Raw genomic sequence first — 21,354 nt, forward strand, 5'->3', positions numbered from 1 at the left:
AGGAAAACCCATAAGACTAATATCTACTGTTGGATATTTATTTAATAATTTAATAAGTTTTGATATAAATTCTTTATTAGTATAACCAGTTTGTTTTAATAAATAAGCAATAATAACTATAGATACAAACAATTTATTAGGGATAATATCTATATTATTAAACTTATCTTTAGAAAGTCTAGGAACTGTAATAAATATTTTTGAAAATAATAAACCGTGATGAGCAATAATATTTCGTAAATATACTAAATGTCTTAATCAGCTTATCAAAACTTTTTCAGAGTTTTTTCTAAATCCAAAGTATTCCGTCATTAATTGTTTGGTATAACAATTTTTAATGTTTTCAAAAATTTTTGATCCATTTCCAAATGAAGAAGTTTTAAATATCATCCAGCTTGGAGGATTGCCTTGATATTTATTTTTAAAATGTTGCTTAAATTTTTCACTAGAACGATCCCAGTGGTGAAATAATTCATTTTTATCATTTTCATAATGAGTACTGTCATAATATAACTCACTGTTAATATACCATGTTTGTCCATATTTTAATGAAAAAACATTTATTAAAACAGTTTTTAAAGCAATTTTAATTTTGCCAATTTCTTGAAATAATAACCCTTTTAATTCGGTATCAAAGTTATAATCATTCCAAATGGTTTCCCAAGTAATATTGTTCTTAATAGTTTTATTATTTTTATAAGAATGAAAATAGGGATAAATATAACCCCTTAATCTGTAGTAACTTATACTATTTAAAATATTGGAAAGCTCTTGTTTTGAAATGCCTTGTAAACCATTTGCTATTAATTTATCAGCAACTTCTAAAGTTATTGGCATGTTATTATCTCCTAATATACATGATAATATATATTTTTTAAGGCTCTGGGATTTCTATGATTTTGAATGATATAATTTTAGATATAAAAAAGCAGGGACTAGCCCTGCTTGTATTTTTATAGCTTGTATATACCATACTCATCTTCTAATAATTCATAAAACTCATCATGTGTTATATAATCCTTACATGTTTCTAAAACATGACGAATAGTTGCATGGTCATCTTCATCATACAAACTTAAAATATATCTAATCTCATGTGGTTCATTTTTATTGATGAATTTATCATCTCTTTTTTTATTCATAAATTTCTCCTTGCAGGGTATTAGCCCTGCATAATATTACTTGTTAATTTTACCAGACTTATTTTTAGTTCCATCAACAAAAATATAAGACTGACCTGATTTCTGTGTTGGTGGTAATGTTTTACCCTTCACAGCTGTAATTTCTTTTGATTTGCTACACACTTTACCACTATTACTACAAGGCGAATACTGCCCTGATGCAGGAGCTTTAGTTCCTGGTTTGTAAGTTGTTGTTTTTTTATTTGCCATAATTATTTCTCCTTACAATAATATTGTTTATAGCTTTATTATTTAAAACTACAATTGTACATCAACTATCTAAATTAGATAATTATTCCAAGTTAAATTAAACCAGAAACTGTTAGATAGATAGTCCGGCAGCAATTCTATAAACTTTCATAATAGATTGCCTCCTATTTACATAAACGGCGTAATTGTCGTAATTATCGTCGGACTCCTTATTGACAAATATAATGAAATTATGATATTATATTTAAGATGATATGCATAATTGTGTTACATTTGTGTTGCATCAGAGTCTATGCAACTACTAGCCATTAAAATACTGCAATATTTTAATGGCTATTTTTATTGTTCACATTGTTATTTTGTATTTCTCTTACAAAAGCAATACAAGCTTTAATAAAGATACCATCATCAACTTTAGATGATATCTTTAAAAGTCTAATAACATTATTTTTTCTACGACCAAGCATTTCCATATTATCAGACTCTATTATATTATTTATCCTTGCTTTAAGTGCAAGCTGTTTATAATCAACATCCAATGATTCAGAAAGTTTCACAAGAAACTTCTCATCATGCGGTGCTTTTTTCTTACCAGTTTCTATCTTTGATAAGTAGCTTGAGCTTATTTCTATCTTTGCAGCTAAATCCTTAACTGCAATCTCACGCTTGACACGTATAAGCCTTATATACTTACCAAAGTTATATTCATTATCCATATTTACCCTTTATTTCTTTTTATTTTTATAACTGAACTAAAAATAGATGTCAATAGAAAAATACCATAAAAGGAAATTTTTTGACTAAATTAGGAAATCTTTTTATTTATAAATATATTATAGATATTAACTTGTTATTATTATAATTTTTTCATATATTTTTGGCTTTTAAAAATGATTCATTATTATGATGAGGATAAACTTCTTCAGCTACTACTGGAATAGATAAAAGTAAGAATAAAATTGTAAATAGATTTTTTAAATATCACATCTTCATATATTATAATAAGAGGTGATATATAAAAAGAAAAAGCAGAATTTTTGAACCCTGCTTACCTATCAATTTTACTAGATATCCAATTTGAAATAACAGCCCCTAAAAGAAAAGATGTACATGCTGTAATAAGTTCATAAAAAACTTTTAAATAATTCATTAATAGACGACCAAAATCAAAAGGTAATTCTATTTTTGATAAAGGATAAACTATGACAGTAACAAAAATTAAACCAATTAATACACAAGGTTTAGTTAATTTTATTAATGAAGAATATATATTTTTTATAATTTCATGTCTAGCATACATATCTTCTTTTTGAGAAAGTGTTCTACTTGATTCAACTCTATTTTACTATCAAGAATATTCAAATCATTACTACCAGATGAGTATCCAATATATGAACCAGTTAAGAAGTCAGTACCATTTTTATTAAATTTAAAGCGATCACTATCTTTACTTACCATAGTATTATACCTCATTATCTGGAGTTAGTGTTACTATCTTAGCAAATTCCCCTTTTATTAAGTCTTCATCTATATCCACACCCCAAAAGTCAGACATTTTATCAACTTTTGACCATGCACTACCATCTCTATGGGACCAATTAGATAACTGCTGAGCAGAATATTTACCAAAAGTATCAAGCACTTTATCTATCATTATATTTAAGTCATTATCATTAACAACTTCTGCACCAATCTCTCTCTGTCCTTGGAGCACAAACTCATGCTTTTTATAAGCTATCTGCAAGCTCTTAAATATTGGACCATATTGAAAGTATGCAGGAAGTTCATCAAATAGTTTATTATCATTAACATAAAAATATGCTCCATAAACTATATATAATAACTTATGTAATTTTGTAATACTTATATCATTAATTTCTTTTTTATAACATTTTTCAATAATTGCATTTGCTATTTTTAGGGCGTTATAACTCATACTACACCTCCATCAGTATATTATACATATAACACTGCCAATATATTACAACTATAAAACAAAAACTTTTAGATAAACTTTTTACTAAATTTGTTTGTTATTTTTTCATAATATAATATTTATTAAAAAATGAAAAACATACAATTATAATTATAACCATATTTATAAGGGGGTGAGATAAAAAATAACGGAATAGTGAGATAAGCATGTTGCAGGACTATGTAACTACTATACAATGACTATGCAATTTTTAAAAACTTAAAATGATTTTAACTTTTTTTCACGATTTTTATTTTTGCTTATCTCATCATTCCACTAAAAATTATCTCGCCACGATATATCAGAGATGAAGTTCCCGCATTATGCAGGCTCAAAGAAACCTACTGGTTTACTATCAATTAGACCTATTATATACAAATAGGCTTCAATAATTAGGCAGTATTAGTTTGTCTAAAAATATTTAATAAAAAGTAAAAAATATAAAAGCAAGATATGTCTTGCAAAGGAGATTGGAATGAGATTTACTCAAGAACAATTACAAAGTTTTTTTGGTGAGAATGTTGATGTTTCTACATTACCTGCTGTAATAACAGGCAGTAATACAACAGAAACATCAATAATAACTATTTTTTTAATAATGCTTGCAATAATTTTTATGATAAATATTACAAAATTGGCTGTTAAAAAAATAGTAGAATCTAAAGATAGAGAAAATTTTTCATCTTCAAGAGAGCTTATGATTTATAGTTCAAATCAAAATGAAGATAAGAAAACTAATCATAAGCAAAACATATACAATAAATATTATTTTAATGTGTATGTAAAACAGCCGTATGATAAAAATGGCAAAACCAATACTAAATCAGGATATAAAAATCAAAAAACTTATAAACAAAGTGATGATGATTTTATAGATGCAGAAGTAGTAACCTAAATTATTTCAGCTCACCATAATAGGTGAGCTTTTTTATGATTATTATTAAAATAAATGTTAATATGGTTGTATGAAAATTTATTTACTATCAGTAAGTTATAATTATTGATAGTTAAAACATAATTTATATAGACTGTTTTTGTTTAAAATAAAGCTATATTCTAAATATGATTAAAACTAATTACAACCTTCATATGTATTGTTTTCTTTAATTTACTTGTAGTTAATCATTTTTAGATATAATTTATCTTTAAAGTTCTTTTTTATATTCCAATCATTATCTACACATTGGTCATTTTGAATAAACAAAACCACTGATTTACCACTTCCAACAGAACTTTTATATATGATGCCATCTATTGGTTTATTATTTATTGTATAGTTATAACGCAAATATTCTGTAATAATTTGTGTTGGTATATATTCTAAGTGTTCTTCTTTTCCATCTCTGTCAATTGGTCTAGCAAACCAATCAATAAAAGATTGCATAAATATATAGTAAGGTCTTTTATCACCTTTAACTTCATCATATATTGAAGGAATTTCTAACTTTGATGGCAAGGAAATAAGATTTAGTGGTCTTGAAGCTATAAAAGTAGCTGTATGTATATAAATATTGCAATTATTTTTATTACTATTAAGCACTTCATCAACGGCAGTTTGTTCATCAAATGCACCATAGAACATAGCTATCCCAACAGGACTCATTCTATTAGCTTGTAATGCATATTCTATGGGTACTGTTCCCATTTCAGATGCTGAATTTAAATTTTGCTTGTTATTTGTAATTCTAATTCTATATATTTTATCATTACATATTTGTTCAAATTTTAAATCACTAATAATTTTTGCAACTTGTTCAATTGGATAATATTTATTATTGTTATTTTCACTAAAAATAGTAAAACGCAACTTATGTTTAACTCTATATATAAACTTATCCCATTCTTCTAATAAATGTTGTTCTTTGAAAGGCTCTGCAAAAGGTCTAGCCCACAAGTTAGTATTTATTGTTGAATATATATCTTCAAAAAGAGTTTGAGACACAGCATTTATAGGCTCTTGTTCACTTAATAAATCCCATATATCAAATTGATAATTATTTAAATATCCTCCTTCTGCACTTTCATATGGAGAGTTTTCAACCGGATCTTGCCATTCATTGCTTATAGAAGATATAATATGTTTTATTACTATTTCTAAATCTAAAACATCAGTCTTTTTACCACAATAGGAACATAAACCTTGTTTACCATTTTTCTTTATGAAGTTGCTTAATCCTTTTTCGTCAAAGCAATGATGACAAACATATTTATTTGGTACTTTGCCATATCCTCTAGCTTCATATTCCATCAAAAGTTTTTTTGCCAAACCCATTATAATATCCTCTATTAATATTTATACATTAATTAAATAAAATATTGCTCTTGACTTACAGGCACCTCTGTTGCTCATAGTGCAGTATAAAGATAGTTTAAAGTTATAAAGTATATATGGAAAACTGCTTTTACAAACTTTTATTATTTTCACAGGCTTTTGATTGTTTACCAATAAAGATACATTATCTTTTAAGATTCTATATTATCTTCTATTGTTTCCTTATTTTTAGATTTAATTTTATTAAGCCGTTTTTGCAATTGCTCTATAATTAAAGCAATACCTGGAATATTTGATAGATTATCTAATGATTTTTCTGATTTCATTATATTATTTAAAACTTCAATTAAAGGATGATCTGATTGGTCAAATCCTTTAATTAATTGTCCTGGATTATCTGATGTCATATTTATTATATTGTATAATAATTTAAGATTAAGTTCGCGTACATTATCACTATCTATTTGTTCTACTTGTTTAGATAGTCCTTCAAATGTTTTGCTTATAACTTCTTTGTGAGTATATTCTTCTATAAGTCGCTTAGAAAGCTTTGCTTGTTTATTAAAATTTATGGCAGCCCATAGTAAAGGAATATATAATGGAATTATCAAACTTACTAATTTTGGCATATAACCTATTATTTCATACATAATTTTTCCATCTTTGAATATAATATATCCAATAATTATTGGTATAAAAGAACATAAAGAAAGGAAACATATAGTTATAGAAAAAGATTTATTTGATTTTGCTAAAATTTTTTCTTCTGATTCTCTTTTTTCTGAGTAAGCACTTGCTAACCCTGCTGTTAATGCAGAAGGAAGCAGATTTTGTATATCAGCATATAATGATTTATATTTATCACTTTGTCCATCTAAATAATTTTTAATACTATTATTAGTATCATTAATTATATCATCAATTTTAGTTGATAATAGTTTTGCTTGATTTTCTAATTTATCGTATGTTATTTCCAATTTTTTTTGTAATCCTTCTTCTTTTTGTAATTGTCCTTGTTTATCTTTATATTCATAACCATATATTTCATCATATAAATCAGATATTTCATTTTTTAGTGTAACAGATTCTTGATGTAATGGTTTGATTTTTGTGGATAATGTATTTGCTTCATTTAATAATTCTGTTGATATTTCTAGTTGTGAAGTAATATTATCTTTTTGTTTCTGACTTTCATCAATAGCATTATTAAGCTCATCGATAGTATTATTGAAATCATCAATATATTTTTTTATATCTTGTTGCTTTGTATTTATATTGTTTATAAATTCACTTTGTAGCTTATCTATTTGCTGTTTCTTTTCTTCTATATTTTGATAGTGTCCATTAACTAATTTATCTTTATTGTTGATTTCATCTATAATGTTCTGTGATTGTTTTAATAATTTATTGGTGTTTTGTATATTTTCATTTAATGTTATATTTTCATCTTTTATTTTTTGAATTTGTTCTTGTACATCATTATATATACTTTCCAGTTCAGATGTGTAATTTAGAATTTTATTTTTATATGTTTCATCAGTCAAAGTGTTTAACTTTTCATATTCATTTGTAAGTTTATCAACCTGCAGTTGTAATTGTTCTAATTCTTTTTCATCCATAAACATACCTTATAATGAAATATTTTAATATATGAAAATTTTAAAGTGTAAGATTGTTTGTGTTTAATCATACAATTCATAGTTGGCTTTTAAAGGCAAGTTTAAATTTGTTACTAAAAGCACCATTATCAAGTAATAAAATATTTTTTTTAAAAAAAGATTTTGTTGTATTATAAATATCATCAGAAACATTGTGAACAATATTGAATTTATTTATATCAATTTCTTCATTATTTACATAATTATATTCTATAAACCTTCTGCTATTATTTCCTTGTTTTAGAAACATATCAAATAAAATTTTAGCATTTTTGTTTATTTTTTTATTACAGGCACAGCTTCAACTACTGTTGTATCGCTCTCGATTGCAATAAAAAGATAATCATACTCACTATTTTTTAGTTTAATTTTTTTAAAAGTATTCATTGTTTTAATCCATTTGAATTATGCAAGTCAAATGCCTCATCTAATAATTCCAAAACTTCCCTAATAATTCTTTTAACATCTTCATAGTTTTCTATAATTTTTATATCAAGCAAAGTAGCTGTAGTATGACATAATGGATGTCTATTATCTTTATAATACTTATACATCTTTTCTATATGTTCTGCAAGTTTATTATTTTTATTTTGAATTTTGACTCTATATTTGTCGCGTAATTCATACCCATCAAAGCACTTGAGACCTTTATTATCAATTTCTATGCCATATGATGTTAATAAATATTTAATTGAGCCTTCTAATGTTCTTAATGCTGGAAATGCATACATTGAATAATCTTGTAATGTATATGTAGGTTGTTCTAATAACGATGGTTGCAATATAGAAAATAACATGTCAGGAAAAATATTGTAAGATTTGGGTAAATAAAATTTTAAGTTTATATCTTTTGATTGAAAGTTATAAAACTCTTCATTCATTTTCTTTATTGTATTGGAAAAATTTTCTGTGCTTGATAAAAATATAATTATATCATTATATATTCTATAAGGTTTTCCTTGAAAAAGTATTTTTAAATTCTTGTATTTAGTTATAAAAAATTGCTCGTCATTGTTTTTGATGATATACTGTATTCCATTTTGTACTTCTTTTGTTTCAATTTTACATGTATCCTGCAAAAATGTAATTAAATTATCAAGATTATTGTTGCTATCTATTATAGTAAATTCCTTATTATCTGATAGATTATTACTGGTATTGCATGTATGATTTATTTGAGTTTTTTCTAATATTGCATTTTTTGCTAATGTATCTGCTAATTCATTATATTTATTTCCTGAGTGAGCTTTTACTTTAATAAATATTACATCTATTTTATTTCTAATTTCTTCAATAAATTTTTTATACAATATCGTATTCTCTTTTTTGGTTTTCCACTCACCAGTTATCCATTTTTCTATACCTTCATAATCATAAAAAATTATAACTTCTGTTATATCATTATCTTTTGCCCAATTTAAAGCAGATATTACACCTGCTAATTCGCCAGCTACATTTCTCATTTCTATTACATTTGGATTGTCTACTATACCGTAATGGCGGTAAATCTCATTATTATCTTTAAGAATTATATAACCGAAACTTGCAAGATTACAAGATTCAGAATAACTACCGTCTACATATATTTGAACAGTATGATTGTTTTCTATTGCTTCTGATGTTATATTATTATTATTTGATTCAGTAGATATAGTTGATATTGTATTATTTACATAATTTTGGGCTTCTTCCTGTGTTAAAAAACTTTTAAACTCTGCACCAGAATAACCCTTTATTTGTTTTTCACATTCTGACCAATCTGTAAAAATTCCTATTTCTCTGCCTTTTCTTACTGCATAATATTTTTTCGCCATTAAATAAACTCCATATTAGAACTCATAAAAAAACCTCGCTGGGTGTGCATGTATTACACATATGTGTATCACTAAATAGTGACTACAGAGGCATGCGAGGTCTAGTTATCTACTTCATATCATAGTTTTTATGATAGTGCAACTGCTTTTACCGGGGATTATGTGATAAAATATTGAGTGTAGATATATCAAGTTATTTTAATAATAATTTATGTTCTATCCAAATATCTGTCCAATTATCTTCTTTGTATTGTTTAAATTCAGATACTGCTTTATTAATTTCATTTGTATTTTCTTTAAACATGGAACATTTTGCAGATTCATTATCCATACAATATTTTGGATTGCCACATTTTTTATATAGCTTACATATCGCTGGTTCATCTGTCATATCATTGACAGCTTGCCATCTACAAAGAGTACAGCTTTTTTTCAAATACCCTGCACTATAAGCCATAGATTGACCAACCATATAGAAAAAACCACAATCTATGAATAACGGAATACAATCATCATATGGAATACTAATTTCATATATTCCTTTTCTGATTTTATCATAGTTTTTACATGTATATAAATTTTTATCAACATAACTTTTTAATGAATGATATAATATATATTTTTGAATGTATTGTTTAGTATCATATGTCATATCTTCTGGTCTTTTAAAGTTGTATAGTTTAATATTTGGATTTTCAATTAAGTCTGATGAATTTATAATATTCATTATATCTTCTTCTGATTTTATTTGAAGTTCTATAATACGGATTCCAGAATTTTTCTTTTCAAAAGAGCATTCATGAGTTACATATATCTCTATAAAAATTGGTGCAGTTTTATGTTCACAATATATATCTGCAATAAAATTATTATATTTATGTTCAATTATACATTTATGATAGAATTTTTTTAAATCAAATGATTTTGTTATTGGAATACTGCAGTAATCTTCATTATATATCTTACATTTTTTATATTGACTGCATTTATTTTTAACATTTAAGGTTAATTTAATAGACTTGCTTTTATTAAACCAGTCAGCAATCATTCTTGTTGCAATAGAATGTAAATATTTATCATATGAACATTTATCTGTTTTATGGGCAAAATGCCACTGGCGTATTTGTCCTCGTTTTAATATCATTTCTGTATTACAAGAAGGGCAGAAATATTTATTATTATCAACTGTATTTTTTATATCAACAATATTATTATTTTGGTCAAGTGCAAAATGCTGATATTTATGAGAATGTTTTACCATAATCAACTTCTATTCTGCTAAATCATTTGATTTATATATCATAATAAAAAGTATAAAAATCTTACTATCTCTGAAACTATTATAAACATATTTATATAAAACTTAATTATTTTATTATGTATAGAACAATATAAAAGTCAATATTTATCTTTAAGATTTTTATTTTTCTATTGTAGTACAATGTGTTTTTATATCAAATTCATATTAAAAATAAAGTAAATTTATATAATAATTATTGATATTTTATATATTTTCTATTATTTTATTAATAGAGAGGTGTAATATGGCACAAACAGTTAGTGTTAATTTTAAGTTAGATGCAGAAGTAAAGAAAGCTATGGAAAAAGTATGTAAAGAGATGGGACTTTCTATGAGTGCAGCATTTACAATTTTTGCAAAAAAAGTTGGCAGGGAACATCGTATTCCTTTTGAAATATCTGCAGACCCATTTTATTCTGAACAGAATATTGCAAGATTAAAAAAATCAATAGAGCAAATGGAAACAACAGGAGGCACTGTTCATGAGGTAGATTACAATGATTAAAGCTTGGACAGATGAAGCATGGGAAGATTTTGAATACTGGACTAAGCAGGATAGAAAAACATTAAAAAGAATTTTAACACTTATAAAAGATATAGAACGAAACGGTTATGGTGGAATAGGTAAACCAGAGCAGCTAAAGGGTGATTTATCAAAATACTGGAGTCGTCGTATAGATGATTATAACCGTATTGTCTATTGCATAGAAGATGATATAATAAAAATTGTTCAATGTGGTTCTCATTACAGAGATTAATAATAAATCATTCAAGTCTGCTATTATGCATGCTTTTTGATGTTGAAAATATTTTAAAGTGTATTAATTATCTTGCATATTTTATTCTTTTTAATTATAATTTAATGAAAAGAAGGAGTTAAAAATATGTCTAGTAATCAGCAAAATTTTAGTGATAAGGGAATAGCTATGGATGGTGCTCCATTAAAACCATTAAATGAAAGTGCACCACAACCAGCTTTAAGGACCCCAAAAACACCACAAAATAATAAAAGTAATTCTACAAAATTTCAAACAGAACATCCAAAGCCTAAAAAATAATGGTTGATAATTATTATGAGTAATGACGAGTTATCAGATTTTGATAAAAAATCTATACAAGATGCATGGATTGCAGCAGAAACGAGACATAGAGAGAATGAATATACTTTTATAAAGTATGTGTTTACATTTTCTTCTGCATTTTTGGGTTTTTCCATTGCATTGGTAACTTCTATATCAGGAAAAACTGATGTTAATATAAATAAAGCATTTCTTATATCATGTTGGATAACAATTGTATTGACTATGATGATTGGTTTGTTATCTTTATTAATAAGTAAAAAAGCAAATGTCAGATATATGGAGAATTTACAAAGAAGATTAAATAGAGAATCTGAATATCCTAACGGTTATGATAAAGCATGTGTTATATTAGAGTGGATTTTATTTGTCTTATTGTGCATTAGTATAGTATTTAATCTGCTGTTTATACATAGCTATATTTGATGAATATTTTTTTGTATAATTACAATAATATATAGGTGAAGTAATCTTATGTATGAAATTTTTGAAGGTCTTTTTATTGGAAATGATATTGATTGTAATATTTATAGCAAAAATAATGATTTTGCAATAATACATGCATGTAAAACTTGTCACCAAAGAGTTTTGAGATATAACAAATCATTATCTCAATTAGATCCTAATTATCTCATCTATGAGATGGATAATCATCTATTTTTAAATTTGGTTGACATGCCTCAGGAATTATTGCCAAAATATACAAATCCAATAATGATGAAAGCAATGTCTTTTATTGATGATTATATTTCCAATAAAAATATATTAATACATTGTAATCAAGGTCAATCTCGCTCTCCATCTTTAGCTTTGATATATTTGGCAAGACAAAATGTTATATCTAATGTTTCTTACCAATCTGCACTAAAAGATTTTATTAAATTATATCCTATATATAATGCTGGTACTGGAATTGCTTTGTATCTAAATCATAATTGGATAGATTTAATTAATTTGTAGAGAATAAATATGGATAATATTGTAGCTTTTCAAAATGATTATTTAAATAGGTTTGAACTTGTTAAAGAATGGACAGACGCGTTATTACCATTAAAGTTAAACCATAATTTAGTTATATCCATATCAGGTGATTGGGGAACCGGTAAAACATATCTTTCACAAAATTGGTGTAAGTATTTATTAGAGAATAATTATTTTTCCTGTTATATTGATGCTCATAAACAAGATTATGCAGAAGATCCGCTGCTTGTCATAATGAATGAAATAGAAAATAATTTAAAGCTGTATAAGAAAGATAAAAACTCCAAAACTAAGAGCTCTTTAACAAGAAAAATGAATATGGTCAAGAAAAAATTGCATATTATAAATAAATGTACACTAAAAACAGCAACATCCATAGCATTACCTGAAATTTTATCCTATGTAGTAAAAGAGCTATTTGAACAAGTAGATAAGCAAAATATAAAGTCATTCATTTATCAATTTTTAGAAGAATACGAAAATCAAAAGGATAAATATATTAAAAATCAATACAGCATTATGAGTAGTTATTCATCATATATTAAGGCTTTTAAAGATGCAGTTGAAAACTTTACTTTGGATTTTAATAAACCTGTTGTGATATTTATAGATGAGCTGGATAGAAGCAATCCAACATTTGTAATAAAGTTAATAGAGCAGTTGAAGCATATATTTGATATAAATAATCTTGTTTTTATTTTAACGGTAAATAAACATGAGCTATCAAATACTATTAAAAGTTTGTATGGCAGTGAAATGGATGGATATGCTTATTATAAAAAGTTCATTACTCATGATTTCACACTTTATCCTATAGAGTATATAGATAAAAACAATATTGTTTTGTTTATTAATGAATATGTTAGATTAAAGGAAAGTTTTGATTTAAGTAACGAATTTATTGTAATAATGGCAGATATTATTGAAATACTGAATTTATCTTTAAGAGACATTGAACAAATATTAGACCATATTTATTATATTAGAGACAAAGTTCAAGAAGACTATCACAAGGAATATCTTATAATATGTTTGTTTTACAGAGCAATATATATGAAAGATTACAAAGCATTTATAGAAGAAAGAGAGAATATGGAAATGTTAGATTGTAATATTATATATGAAGTACATAATAATATACAAATAAACAAATTATTTAAATTAATTGCTAATAATTTTAATACTTCAAATCATATATTTAATATTTTATCTATTATTGTAAGTATTCCAAAAAAGGAAGATTTATTGATTTTAGAAAGAAACTTTAAGCCACCATACATATATCCTCCATTTAGGGGTACTGACAGTTTTCATATAGATATTAAGTATATATATTACCCTATATTTACATACATAAATTTATTCAACTATCAATAATAGGGGCTACAATAGACAAATAATTATGAGAATGTAAGAGTTTTATTTAACCCTTACATATCTATTTATTATAATACTGTAAAATATCCTGCCAATAAAAAAGTATGCTAAAATACATTACTCTTATAAATCATTGTGGACCTAAAAATCTGTCTCCATTAAAATGAAGCATATGCTCAGGCATATTTGCTATCCAAATTTCTGTTTCCCATGCAATAATATCAGCAAAGTTTTTAAATGTTTTAAAATCTAGAAATGCTGTAATATAGATTTTTCCTGCAGTTACATTTTTAGTCATTGATTCTATTTCTTTTATTCTTTTAGGTTCTATTGGACCTACAGAAGTAACCGATTCAATAAAGTAAATCCGATTTTTTTCTTCAGAATATAAAATAATATCTGGTATCTTATCATGTAAAGAAATAGAAAACCTTAATAAATTAAGTTTTTCTGTATTTTTTATTAAATCTTTTTTTATTGTATCTCCTGCATAAATACATTCTGAGTTAGGTGCAAATCTTGGAGCAAATTATTCAATAATAGCTTTCTGTAATCGGTTATGTTCTCCTGATGAAAAACTAAAGTTAAATCCATTTATTTTTATTTGTATCTTTCTTATAATAATTTTGGAGGAGTATTATGGGTTTCATATGTCATTTATTATTGGGATAATAGGATAATATATACAATAATGTGAGGGTGCATTATGAGATATAAACATAGTGTAATAGATGCTGCATGTTGCAGATATTTTTTCCATTTATAATACAAGATATTGTTTACAAGCATTTCTAAACATCTCAATATAGCGAATATCATTATCGGTTTTAGCAGTTTTTCTATTAAGAATACTACTAAACTGAGATAAATCAATTTTGATTTCTTGTTCAAATATATTATGTTCATTAATATCAATATAGTAGTTTATATATTCTGATTTAATATTTTGTTTTTGTTGTGTTCTGTGCAGCAGAAAGTAAAATTCAGGTTTGATAAACTCATTATTTGTTACCAGTCTATTATTTTCAATTTTCACACAAGGATGACTTGTTAAAGCATTATATATCGGGTGGGTGTTATCAATAATCATTCCATAAAATCTTACTCTCCACTGCATATATCCAAATATCCATGCACTATTCATTACATACGCATTATGATAAGCATATCCTTTGACAGAAAGAAAGTGCTGTATCATCTGTTCAATTAACTTATCATTGAATACTATTCCTGTTATCTGTCTTAATAACCTAATAACACTATCAAAATTTTCCTGCATAAATTCTATAACTTCTTTTGCAACGCCATCTATTTTTGATTTAACATTTTTAGTTGTATCTTTCCATACATGGCTTGCATAGGGGCAGGCTTCATATCTATATCTATCATATACTGCCAGTTTTTCAACTGTTTTAGGATAGTGTTTACCATATGGTCTGATTTTTGTATTAGGGTTATATAATCCTATGATACTGATAGGGTTATCACAGGCAGGACATACAGCATACTGACTGTCTCTATCAACTTGATAATAAGGTTCAAGTTTGCCAGTATCTTTTTCAAAATTTTCTTTTGAGATAGTATTTATTTTTGTCCATTTTGGTCTTAATTTATATGTATCCATATTCTACCAGTTTTATTTTTTAATAATATATCAGTAAAAAATAAAATAATCTATATTTTAATTATTACATTTAGAAATTTTATTATCTGAAATAAGTTTATATCTTCCGTTCACTAGACGCCAAAATTTTTCATCTATTTCAGGCACCCAGTATTTCTTTTCTGCAATTTGCAGGCATTGAAGGATAGTAGAGATTGATACATTAAAATCTCTTCCTTTGCTGTCTCTTAAATGGAAAAATCCGTCATCTTGACAGACTTCCCAGTTAGTATTTTTTACAACACTTTTTAATTCTGCACCATCAAAAAATTCATATACTGGGTCTGAATAAATTAAACCTTTTCTTTTTGGTTTTCTAAAAAAATCTTTAACTAATGATATTAATTTTATCATAATTATAACTCCTTTTATTTCTTTATATTAATTATTTAATCAATGTTACATATTTCATAAGTTACTAGATACAATGACATAAATGTAACTATTGTTACCTATTATGTAGTAAGAGGTGATATATGAAAAAATTTTTAATAATAGCATTTTTGTTTATAGCAATTCATACTAATACTCTGTATGCACAGGACTTTCTAACTTCTCAACTAATGCAATATTTCATGTATGCATCAACACTGAATGAAGACAATCTGCCACATAATAACGAATCTTTTTCAAAGGCAAAAAAGCTAATGAAGAAGGTATATTATGATAACCAATATTCATTCTACTGTGGCTGCAAGTATGATTATAAACAAATTAAAGGTAAGGAGAAAACGGTGGTAGATGCCTCATCATGTGGATATAAACCAAGAAAGAATGAGCAGAGAGGACAGATTATAGAGTGGGAGCATGTAGTGCCTGCTCATGCATTTGGCAATACCCTACAGTGCTGGAGAGAACCGATATGCACAGATAAAAATGGTAAATCGTTTAAGGGCAGGAAATGCTGCGAAAATATAGACCCAGTATTTAGAGTTATGCAGGCAGATATGTATAATCTTCAGCCTGCTGTGGGTGAGTTAAATGCTGATAGAAGCAATTATCATTATGGAATAATCGCAGGTGAGCCACGAGAATATGGAGCATGCGATTTTGAGATAGAAGGTAAGCTGGCAGAACCAAAAGAGGACATTCGTGGAGATATTGCAAGAACATATTTTTATATGGAAGACACCTATGGAGTAAGGATATCAGATAAGCAGCGTAAATTGTTTCAGGTGTGGGATAATCAGGACCCAGTATCAGAATGGGAGCGAATAAGAGCTGACAGAATATGGTGAAGCCTTTTCCCAATTTAAAGGCAAACCAAAACAGGCAATAGAGCATTTATTAAAAGTTCGCAGGGGATATGTGCCGGGGGCATTCCATAGAGATGATATTGGCGATATAGATTTAGTTTGGGGAAATAAGCATTATGGACTTAAGCATATAGAAAAACAAAGAAATAAAAAAGGACAAGATTTTAATAAGTTAATGGAAGAAATAACTGATGTAATAGAACATGGAAAAATTATAGATGATGAATGGGATGAAAATATGAAAGTAATAGTAGATGAAACTAAAAAAATTTTAATAAAGCTTACATGGGATGATGAAAAAGTTGAAAATAAAAATAGAAACTGGCTGTTTAATGGATATTTTAAATATGAGCTGTAAGGGACATCTCCCACCAACCATTTCTTGATGCTTACGCTTGTTGTGGTCATTACACCCCACTATATAAGTGTGATAATATCCCAACAAGCCCTTACAGCTTATGCATATAAATATTGATAGGTATAATATACTAACTTATTAAAAAATAATCAAGGAAAAAAATGACTAACAGAGTAAAAAGACATTTATTAAAAATCAGGCATAGACACGAGCAGCGAGAAAGAGATAAGGAACTGGAAGGATTAAAGTATTGCCTAGAAGTTCGCAGCGGCATGTATTGTGACTCACCAGATTATATAATGGTGGTGAGTATAGGAATATGTATATTTAGTTTAGTTATGCTGCTTTATTTTGCTTTATAATCAGGTAAAGAAATGCTGACAGTATCTGCTAAGCAGTTAAAGAAAGAAAATCAGAAAAAGGGGATATTCCATACAAATGAGAAGCTGGCATTGTATTTAAAGACGAGGATGCTGGATTATGTATATGAGTTTAAATATGGAAAAATAACAGAGATAGCGGACTTATGCTGCGGAGCAGGCAGCCTTTTAAAAGTATTTAATGATGATGCAGTTAAATATGGCTGTGACATAGAGGCATCATTTATTAAGGAAGCGGATAAGAATATAAAAGGCACATTTAAATGTGACAGTATATTTAATGAGCCTTTTGGGAATAAGAGATTTAAATATATTACAGGCAACTACCCTTTTTCCATTCGTGGTGACGGCAAGGCAGTTACTCAGCAGTTATCATCACCAGTAGAGTTTTCAAATATATTAGACAGTGCCTTTATATATGCTAATTTAAAAGCATTAACGGAAGACGGACTATGTTTACTTTTAGGGTTTCCGGGAATATTATACCGCAGTGGTAAAGAGAAAGTATTTAGAAAATATTTGATTGATAATAATTATCTTGAAGCAATAGAAGAGATACCAGCTGATAAAGAATTTTTTGATGATACAGTAATTCAAACAGTATTAATGGTATTAAGAAAAAATAAGACAGATGATAAGATAACTTTTATTAATCAGCATGGAGAAAAAAGAGCTGTATTAAAAAAAGAGATAATAGAAAATGATTACAGCTTAACAGTAAATAGTTATATAGAACATTTGACACAAAAAGAAGAAATAGATATATGGGCTAATACATACAGCCTTATAGCCAGTTCAATACACAATATAGTTCGCAATACAGAATTTATAATCTGTATTGATGAATGTATTGATTATCTATAATAAATTATTTTAATATTTATATCATGATAATATAATTTTTAACCAAATGATGAAATGATGAAAAATAAAAATTGCAAAAAAAAGTTTCAGGCAATATATTTCTGTTGCATTTTTTATTAAACTCTTTATCAAGTTAAGCGAAACGAAATAAAAATCTACTGGCTATGCCATTAGATGACAAAGTCTTATAGAAAAAATCTTTTTATATAGTTAAGATGAATTGTTCAAGTAAAATCAAACTATAATAACAAGGAGATTTTATGTTACACAGTTTATTACTAAGTAAATGGTTATGCCAAGTATCATATAATCTTTACATTTAAGTATAGAAGAAAAAAAATATAATAAATATCAAGGAACCATAAGAGGTATTATAACAAGTTTATATTATTATATTTTTAGATTTTACAAAAAGTCTTTATTTTTTATAAAAATACTTGTAATATTAATATAATTATGCTATATACTTAAATTTTGGAGGTGCCAGATGGCAATAGATAAAGAAAAGAAACAGTCAGTCATTGACAGTTACAAACAACATGAAGGAGATACAGGTTCTCCAGAAGTGCAGGTTGCATTACTTACTGCTCGTATTGAATATCTAAATGAGCATTTTCAAACTCATCCTAAAGACCACCATTCACGCCGTGGTTTACTTATGCTTGTTGGTAAAAGACGCAAACTTTTAGACTATCTTAAAAAGAAAAGTTTTCCTCGTTACCGTGCATTAATTGAGTCATTAGGCATAAGGAAGTAATTAAATGGAAAAAAATATTCATTCCTATGAAATAAGCTTGCCAGGTTGTGCTGAGCCTATTATTTTTGAAACAGGTTGGAAAGCAAAACAGGCTAACGGAAGTATTTGGATAAAACAAGGTGGAACAGTAGTTTTAGTTACTGCTGTTGCAGGTAAGGCACCTGAAGCTTATCAAGATTTTTTCCCACTTACTGTTAACTATATTGAAAAAATGTATTCTGTTGGGAAAATTCCAGGTGGATATGTTAAAAGAGAAACTAAACCAAGCGATAGGGAAACTCTTATCTCTCGCTTAATTGACCGTCCTTTACGCCCATTATTTGATGACGGTTTTCGTAATGAGACTCAGGTGGTGGCTACAGTTTTGTCGGCTGATAGTATTGGTCTGCCTGATATTCTGGCTTTAAATGCTGCTAGTGCTGCATTGATGATTTCCGACATACCTTTTAGTATGGCAGTTGGCGGAGTTCGTATTGGTAAGCTGAATGGGGAATTAATTATAAACCCACCAGTTAAACTGCACGAAAAACTTTCTATGAATATAGTAGTTGCAGGAACGAAAGATGCTATTGCAATGGTGGAAGCCGGTATGAACGGCGTCACTGAAGATGAAGTTATTGAAGCTCTTGAATATGGTCATGAGCAGATAAAAAAACTTGTTGAAGTTCAGGAAAGAATGGCTGCAGAAATTGGTAAACCAAAAATGGAATACCCTGATTTCTCATTACCAAAAGATTTAGTTCAGGAAGCCTATGAAAAATTTAGTGCGGCTTTTAAAGATGCTTTTGATGTAAAAGGTAAGCTTGAATCTTATGAAGCTATTGACAAGGTTAAAGAAGAATATTTGGCCTATGTTTTAGAAACTCGTGGTGAAGACGAGTTTGAAGCAAACAAAGGAATTTATAAAGATATAGCAAAAGAAGTTGAAAAAATAGTATTCAGAAACTCACTTGTGAAAACTCATAAAAGAGCAGACGGCAGGGCACTTGATGAAATCCGTCCTATTGATATTGAAGTAGGTGTGCTTCCTATGGCTCACGGTTCAGCTCTTTTTACAAGGGGTGAAACTCAGGCATTAGTTGTAGCAACTCTTGGCTCAAAAAATGACAGCCAGACACTTGAAAGTATTGAAGGTGTAAGCAATAAATCTTTTATGCTGCAATATAACTTTCCGCCATTTTCTGTTGGTGAAGTTGGTAGAATTGGTGCTCCTGGCAGGCGTGAAATCGGCCATGGTGCATTAGCTGAGCGTGCTTTATCAGCTGTTGTTCCTAATGACAGCAGTTTTCCTTATTCAGTAAGGGTTGTTTCTGAAATATTAGAATCAAATGGTTCTTCATCTATGGCAACAGTTTGTGGTGGTGCATTATCTATGATGGATGCTGGTTTGCAGATTACGGCGCCTGTTGCAGGTGTTGCTATGGGTTTAGTAATGGAAGAAGATGGCGACTATGTTGTCTTAACAGATATTATGGGGCTTGAAGACCACCTTGGTGATATGGACTTTAAGGTAGCAGGAACAGAAACTGGTATTACTGCACTGCAAATGGATATTAAAATCAAAGGCTTATCTAAAGAAATTTTAACAAAAGCTTTAGCTCAGGCAAAAGAAGGCAGATTATTTATTTTAAATAAATATAAAGAAGTTCTTCCAGAGCCTAGAAAAGATTTAAATCCTAATGCTCCAAGAGTGTTTACAATGAATATTAATCCTGATAAAACAGGTGCTTTAATTGGTCCGCAGGGCAAAAACATTAAAGCTATTGTAGAAGCAACAGGAGCGAGCATTGATATATTAGATGGCGGTATTGTTAATATATTTGGCAAAAATCAGGCAACTATTGATAATGCTGTTAATATGATTGAGGCAACTATTGCAGAAGCTGTTGTTGGTAAAACTTATACTGCAAAAGTCAAAAAAGTTATGGAATATGGTGCATTTGTAGAAATACTTCCAGGGCTTGAAGGTTTGCTGCATGTATCTCAGTATGCTCATGAAAGAATACCATCCATTGCAGACTATTTAAAAGTAGGCGATAAAGTAGATGTTATGTATATGGGTAAAGATAGAAACGGCAGAATGGAGCTTTCTAGAAAAGCACTTTTGCCAAAACCAGAAAAAGCAGAAAAGTAATAAACACTAAAAATGCTTAAATAAATTAATCCCTGTTTGGAAAAACAGGGATTTTTTGCTTATTATTCATTTAAAAAAGGCTGTAAATTAAATTA

25 protein-coding genes and 1 pseudogene are annotated in these 21,354 nt (G+C 27.5%); 12 read left to right on the top strand and 14 right to left on the bottom strand.

The window, feature by feature from the left end; translation table 11 throughout:
- Positions 1 to 258: 258 nt before the first annotated feature.
- The 6 genes from N508_RS00210 to N508_RS00235 all read right to left on the bottom strand — a co-directional run bounded on the left by N508_RS00210 (position 259) and on the right by N508_RS00235 (position 3,327).
- Positions 259 to 837, bottom strand: coding sequence for an Abi family protein (locus N508_RS00210; protein WP_023276763.1), 579 nt, complete (start codon positions 835 to 837; stop codon positions 259 to 261).
- Between the two features lie 116 nt (positions 838 to 953).
- Positions 954 to 1,142, bottom strand: a complete 189-nt coding sequence (locus tag N508_RS00215; protein WP_023276762.1) for a hypothetical protein — start codon at positions 1,140 to 1,142, stop codon at positions 954 to 956.
- A 36-nt stretch (positions 1,143 to 1,178) separates the two neighbouring features.
- Entirely contained in the window at positions 1,179 to 1,391 is a 213-nt protein-coding gene (locus N508_RS00220; protein ID WP_023276761.1) for a YjzC family protein, read from the bottom strand.
- Positions 1,392 to 1,717: 326 nt separating this feature from the next.
- Positions 1,718 to 2,107, bottom strand: a complete 390-nt coding sequence (locus N508_RS00225) for a helix-turn-helix domain-containing protein (protein WP_023276760.1) — start codon at positions 2,105 to 2,107, stop codon at positions 1,718 to 1,720.
- Between the two features lie 559 nt (positions 2,108 to 2,666).
- A complete protein-coding gene (locus N508_RS00230) occupies positions 2,667 to 2,849 on the bottom strand; it encodes a hypothetical protein (RefSeq protein WP_251930640.1) in 183 nt (60 codons plus the stop codon).
- A 4-nt stretch (positions 2,850 to 2,853) separates the two neighbouring features.
- Entirely contained in the window at positions 2,854 to 3,327 is a 474-nt protein-coding gene (locus N508_RS00235) for a Panacea domain-containing protein (RefSeq protein WP_023276758.1), read from the bottom strand.
- A 514-nt stretch (positions 3,328 to 3,841) separates the two neighbouring features.
- Between N508_RS00235 and N508_RS00240 the strand changes: the two genes are divergently transcribed.
- Entirely contained in the window at positions 3,842 to 4,261 is a 420-nt protein-coding gene (locus tag N508_RS00240) for a hypothetical protein (RefSeq protein ID WP_023276757.1), read from the top strand.
- 213 nt (positions 4,262 to 4,474) lie between these two features.
- Here the strand turns inward: N508_RS00240 and N508_RS00245 are convergent, their stop codons facing one another.
- The 5 genes from N508_RS00245 to N508_RS00260 all read right to left on the bottom strand — a co-directional run bounded on the left by N508_RS00245 (position 4,475) and on the right by N508_RS00260 (position 10,371).
- Positions 4,475 to 5,638 (bottom strand): HEPN-associated N-terminal domain-containing protein, encoded by a 1,164-nt coding sequence (locus tag N508_RS00245; RefSeq protein ID WP_023276756.1) that lies wholly within the window; start codon positions 5,636 to 5,638, stop codon positions 4,475 to 4,477.
- A 191-nt stretch (positions 5,639 to 5,829) separates the two neighbouring features.
- Entirely contained in the window at positions 5,830 to 7,257 is a 1,428-nt protein-coding gene (locus N508_RS00250; protein WP_023276755.1) for a hypothetical protein, read from the bottom strand.
- Between the two features lie 76 nt (positions 7,258 to 7,333).
- The gene (locus tag N508_RS10940; protein WP_491015978.1) at positions 7,334 to 7,546 is read right to left on the bottom strand and encodes a type II toxin-antitoxin system RnlB family antitoxin; all 213 of its coding nucleotides are present in this window, start codon (positions 7,544 to 7,546) and stop codon (positions 7,334 to 7,336) included.
- A 133-nt stretch (positions 7,547 to 7,679) separates the two neighbouring features.
- Positions 7,680 to 9,110: a ribonuclease H1 domain-containing protein gene (locus N508_RS00255; protein ID WP_023276753.1), complete on the bottom strand. Its 1,431-nt coding sequence runs from the start codon at positions 9,108 to 9,110 to the stop codon at positions 7,680 to 7,682.
- A 193-nt stretch (positions 9,111 to 9,303) separates the two neighbouring features.
- On the bottom strand, positions 9,304 to 10,371 hold the full coding sequence (locus N508_RS00260) for a competence protein CoiA family protein (protein ID WP_023276752.1): 1,068 nt from the start codon (positions 10,369 to 10,371) through the stop codon (positions 9,304 to 9,306).
- Between the two features lie 283 nt (positions 10,372 to 10,654).
- Here N508_RS00260 and N508_RS00265 point away from each other — a divergent pair, with 283 nt between their 5' ends.
- The 6 genes from N508_RS00265 to N508_RS00290 all read left to right on the top strand — a co-directional run bounded on the left by N508_RS00265 (position 10,655) and on the right by N508_RS00290 (position 13,847).
- Positions 10,655 to 10,915, top strand: coding sequence for a type II toxin-antitoxin system RelB/DinJ family antitoxin (locus N508_RS00265; protein WP_023276751.1), 261 nt, complete (start codon positions 10,655 to 10,657; stop codon positions 10,913 to 10,915).
- Positions 10,908 to 11,168: a Txe/YoeB family addiction module toxin gene (locus N508_RS00270; RefSeq protein ID WP_023276750.1), complete on the top strand. Its 261-nt coding sequence runs from the start codon at positions 10,908 to 10,910 to the stop codon at positions 11,166 to 11,168. The genes N508_RS00265 and N508_RS00270 overlap by 8 nt, the downstream gene beginning before the upstream one ends.
- Positions 11,169 to 11,294: 126 nt before the next feature.
- Positions 11,295 to 11,468: a hypothetical protein gene (locus tag N508_RS00275; protein WP_023276749.1), complete on the top strand. Its 174-nt coding sequence runs from the start codon at positions 11,295 to 11,297 to the stop codon at positions 11,466 to 11,468.
- 15 nt (positions 11,469 to 11,483) lie between these two features.
- Positions 11,484 to 11,915 carry a hypothetical protein gene (locus N508_RS00280; protein ID WP_023276748.1) on the top strand — a complete coding sequence of 144 codons (432 nt, stop codon included), beginning with the start codon at positions 11,484 to 11,486 and terminating at the stop codon, positions 11,913 to 11,915.
- 48 nt (positions 11,916 to 11,963) lie between these two features.
- Positions 11,964 to 12,449 (top strand): dual specificity protein phosphatase family protein, encoded by a 486-nt coding sequence (locus N508_RS00285; protein ID WP_023276747.1) that lies wholly within the window; start codon positions 11,964 to 11,966, stop codon positions 12,447 to 12,449.
- A gap of 9 nt (positions 12,450 to 12,458) precedes the next feature.
- Positions 12,459 to 13,847 carry a KAP family P-loop NTPase fold protein gene (locus N508_RS00290; RefSeq protein WP_023276746.1) on the top strand — a complete coding sequence of 463 codons (1,389 nt, stop codon included), beginning with the start codon at positions 12,459 to 12,461 and terminating at the stop codon, positions 13,845 to 13,847.
- Between the two features lie 130 nt (positions 13,848 to 13,977).
- Here the strand turns inward: N508_RS00290 and N508_RS00295 are convergent.
- The 3 genes and pseudogenes from N508_RS00295 to N508_RS00305 form a co-directional block, all read right to left on the bottom strand.
- A pseudogene (locus N508_RS00295) lies at positions 13,978 to 14,484 on the bottom strand (BsuBI/PstI family type II restriction endonuclease); the annotation flags it as partial.
- Between the two features lie 123 nt (positions 14,485 to 14,607).
- Positions 14,608 to 15,471: a hypothetical protein gene (locus N508_RS00300; protein ID WP_023276744.1), complete on the bottom strand. Its 864-nt coding sequence runs from the start codon at positions 15,469 to 15,471 to the stop codon at positions 14,608 to 14,610.
- 57 nt (positions 15,472 to 15,528) lie between these two features.
- The gene (locus N508_RS00305; RefSeq protein WP_023276743.1) at positions 15,529 to 15,864 is read right to left on the bottom strand and encodes a hypothetical protein; all 336 of its coding nucleotides are present in this window, start codon (positions 15,862 to 15,864) and stop codon (positions 15,529 to 15,531) included.
- 122 nt (positions 15,865 to 15,986) lie between these two features.
- Between N508_RS00305 and N508_RS00310 the strand changes: the two genes are divergently transcribed.
- The 5 genes from N508_RS00310 (at position 15,987) to pnp (ending at position 21,259) form a co-directional block, all read left to right on the top strand.
- Positions 15,987 to 16,748 carry an endonuclease gene (locus tag N508_RS00310; protein ID WP_023276742.1) on the top strand — a complete coding sequence of 254 codons (762 nt, stop codon included), beginning with the start codon at positions 15,987 to 15,989 and terminating at the stop codon, positions 16,746 to 16,748.
- Positions 16,749 to 16,818: 70 nt separating this feature from the next.
- A complete protein-coding gene (locus N508_RS00315) occupies positions 16,819 to 17,124 on the top strand; it encodes a putative barnase/colicin E5 family endoribonuclease (RefSeq protein ID WP_023276741.1) in 306 nt (101 codons plus the stop codon).
- 374 nt (positions 17,125 to 17,498) lie between these two features.
- Positions 17,499 to 18,368, top strand: coding sequence for an N-6 DNA methylase (locus tag N508_RS00320; RefSeq protein ID WP_023276739.1), 870 nt, complete (start codon positions 17,499 to 17,501; stop codon positions 18,366 to 18,368).
- A 487-nt stretch (positions 18,369 to 18,855) separates the two neighbouring features.
- Positions 18,856 to 19,125 carry a 30S ribosomal protein S15 gene (gene rpsO, locus N508_RS00325; protein ID WP_023276738.1) on the top strand — a complete coding sequence of 90 codons (270 nt, stop codon included), beginning with the start codon at positions 18,856 to 18,858 and terminating at the stop codon, positions 19,123 to 19,125.
- Between the two features lie 4 nt (positions 19,126 to 19,129).
- On the top strand, positions 19,130 to 21,259 hold the full coding sequence (gene pnp / locus N508_RS00330) for a polyribonucleotide nucleotidyltransferase (RefSeq protein WP_023276737.1): 2,130 nt from the start codon (positions 19,130 to 19,132) through the stop codon (positions 21,257 to 21,259).
- Positions 21,260 to 21,354 lie beyond the last annotated feature (95 nt).

Source organism: Mucispirillum schaedleri ASF457, assembly GCF_000487995.2.
Taxonomy (GTDB): domain Bacteria; phylum Chrysiogenota; class Deferribacteres; order Deferribacterales; family Mucispirillaceae; genus Mucispirillum; species Mucispirillum schaedleri.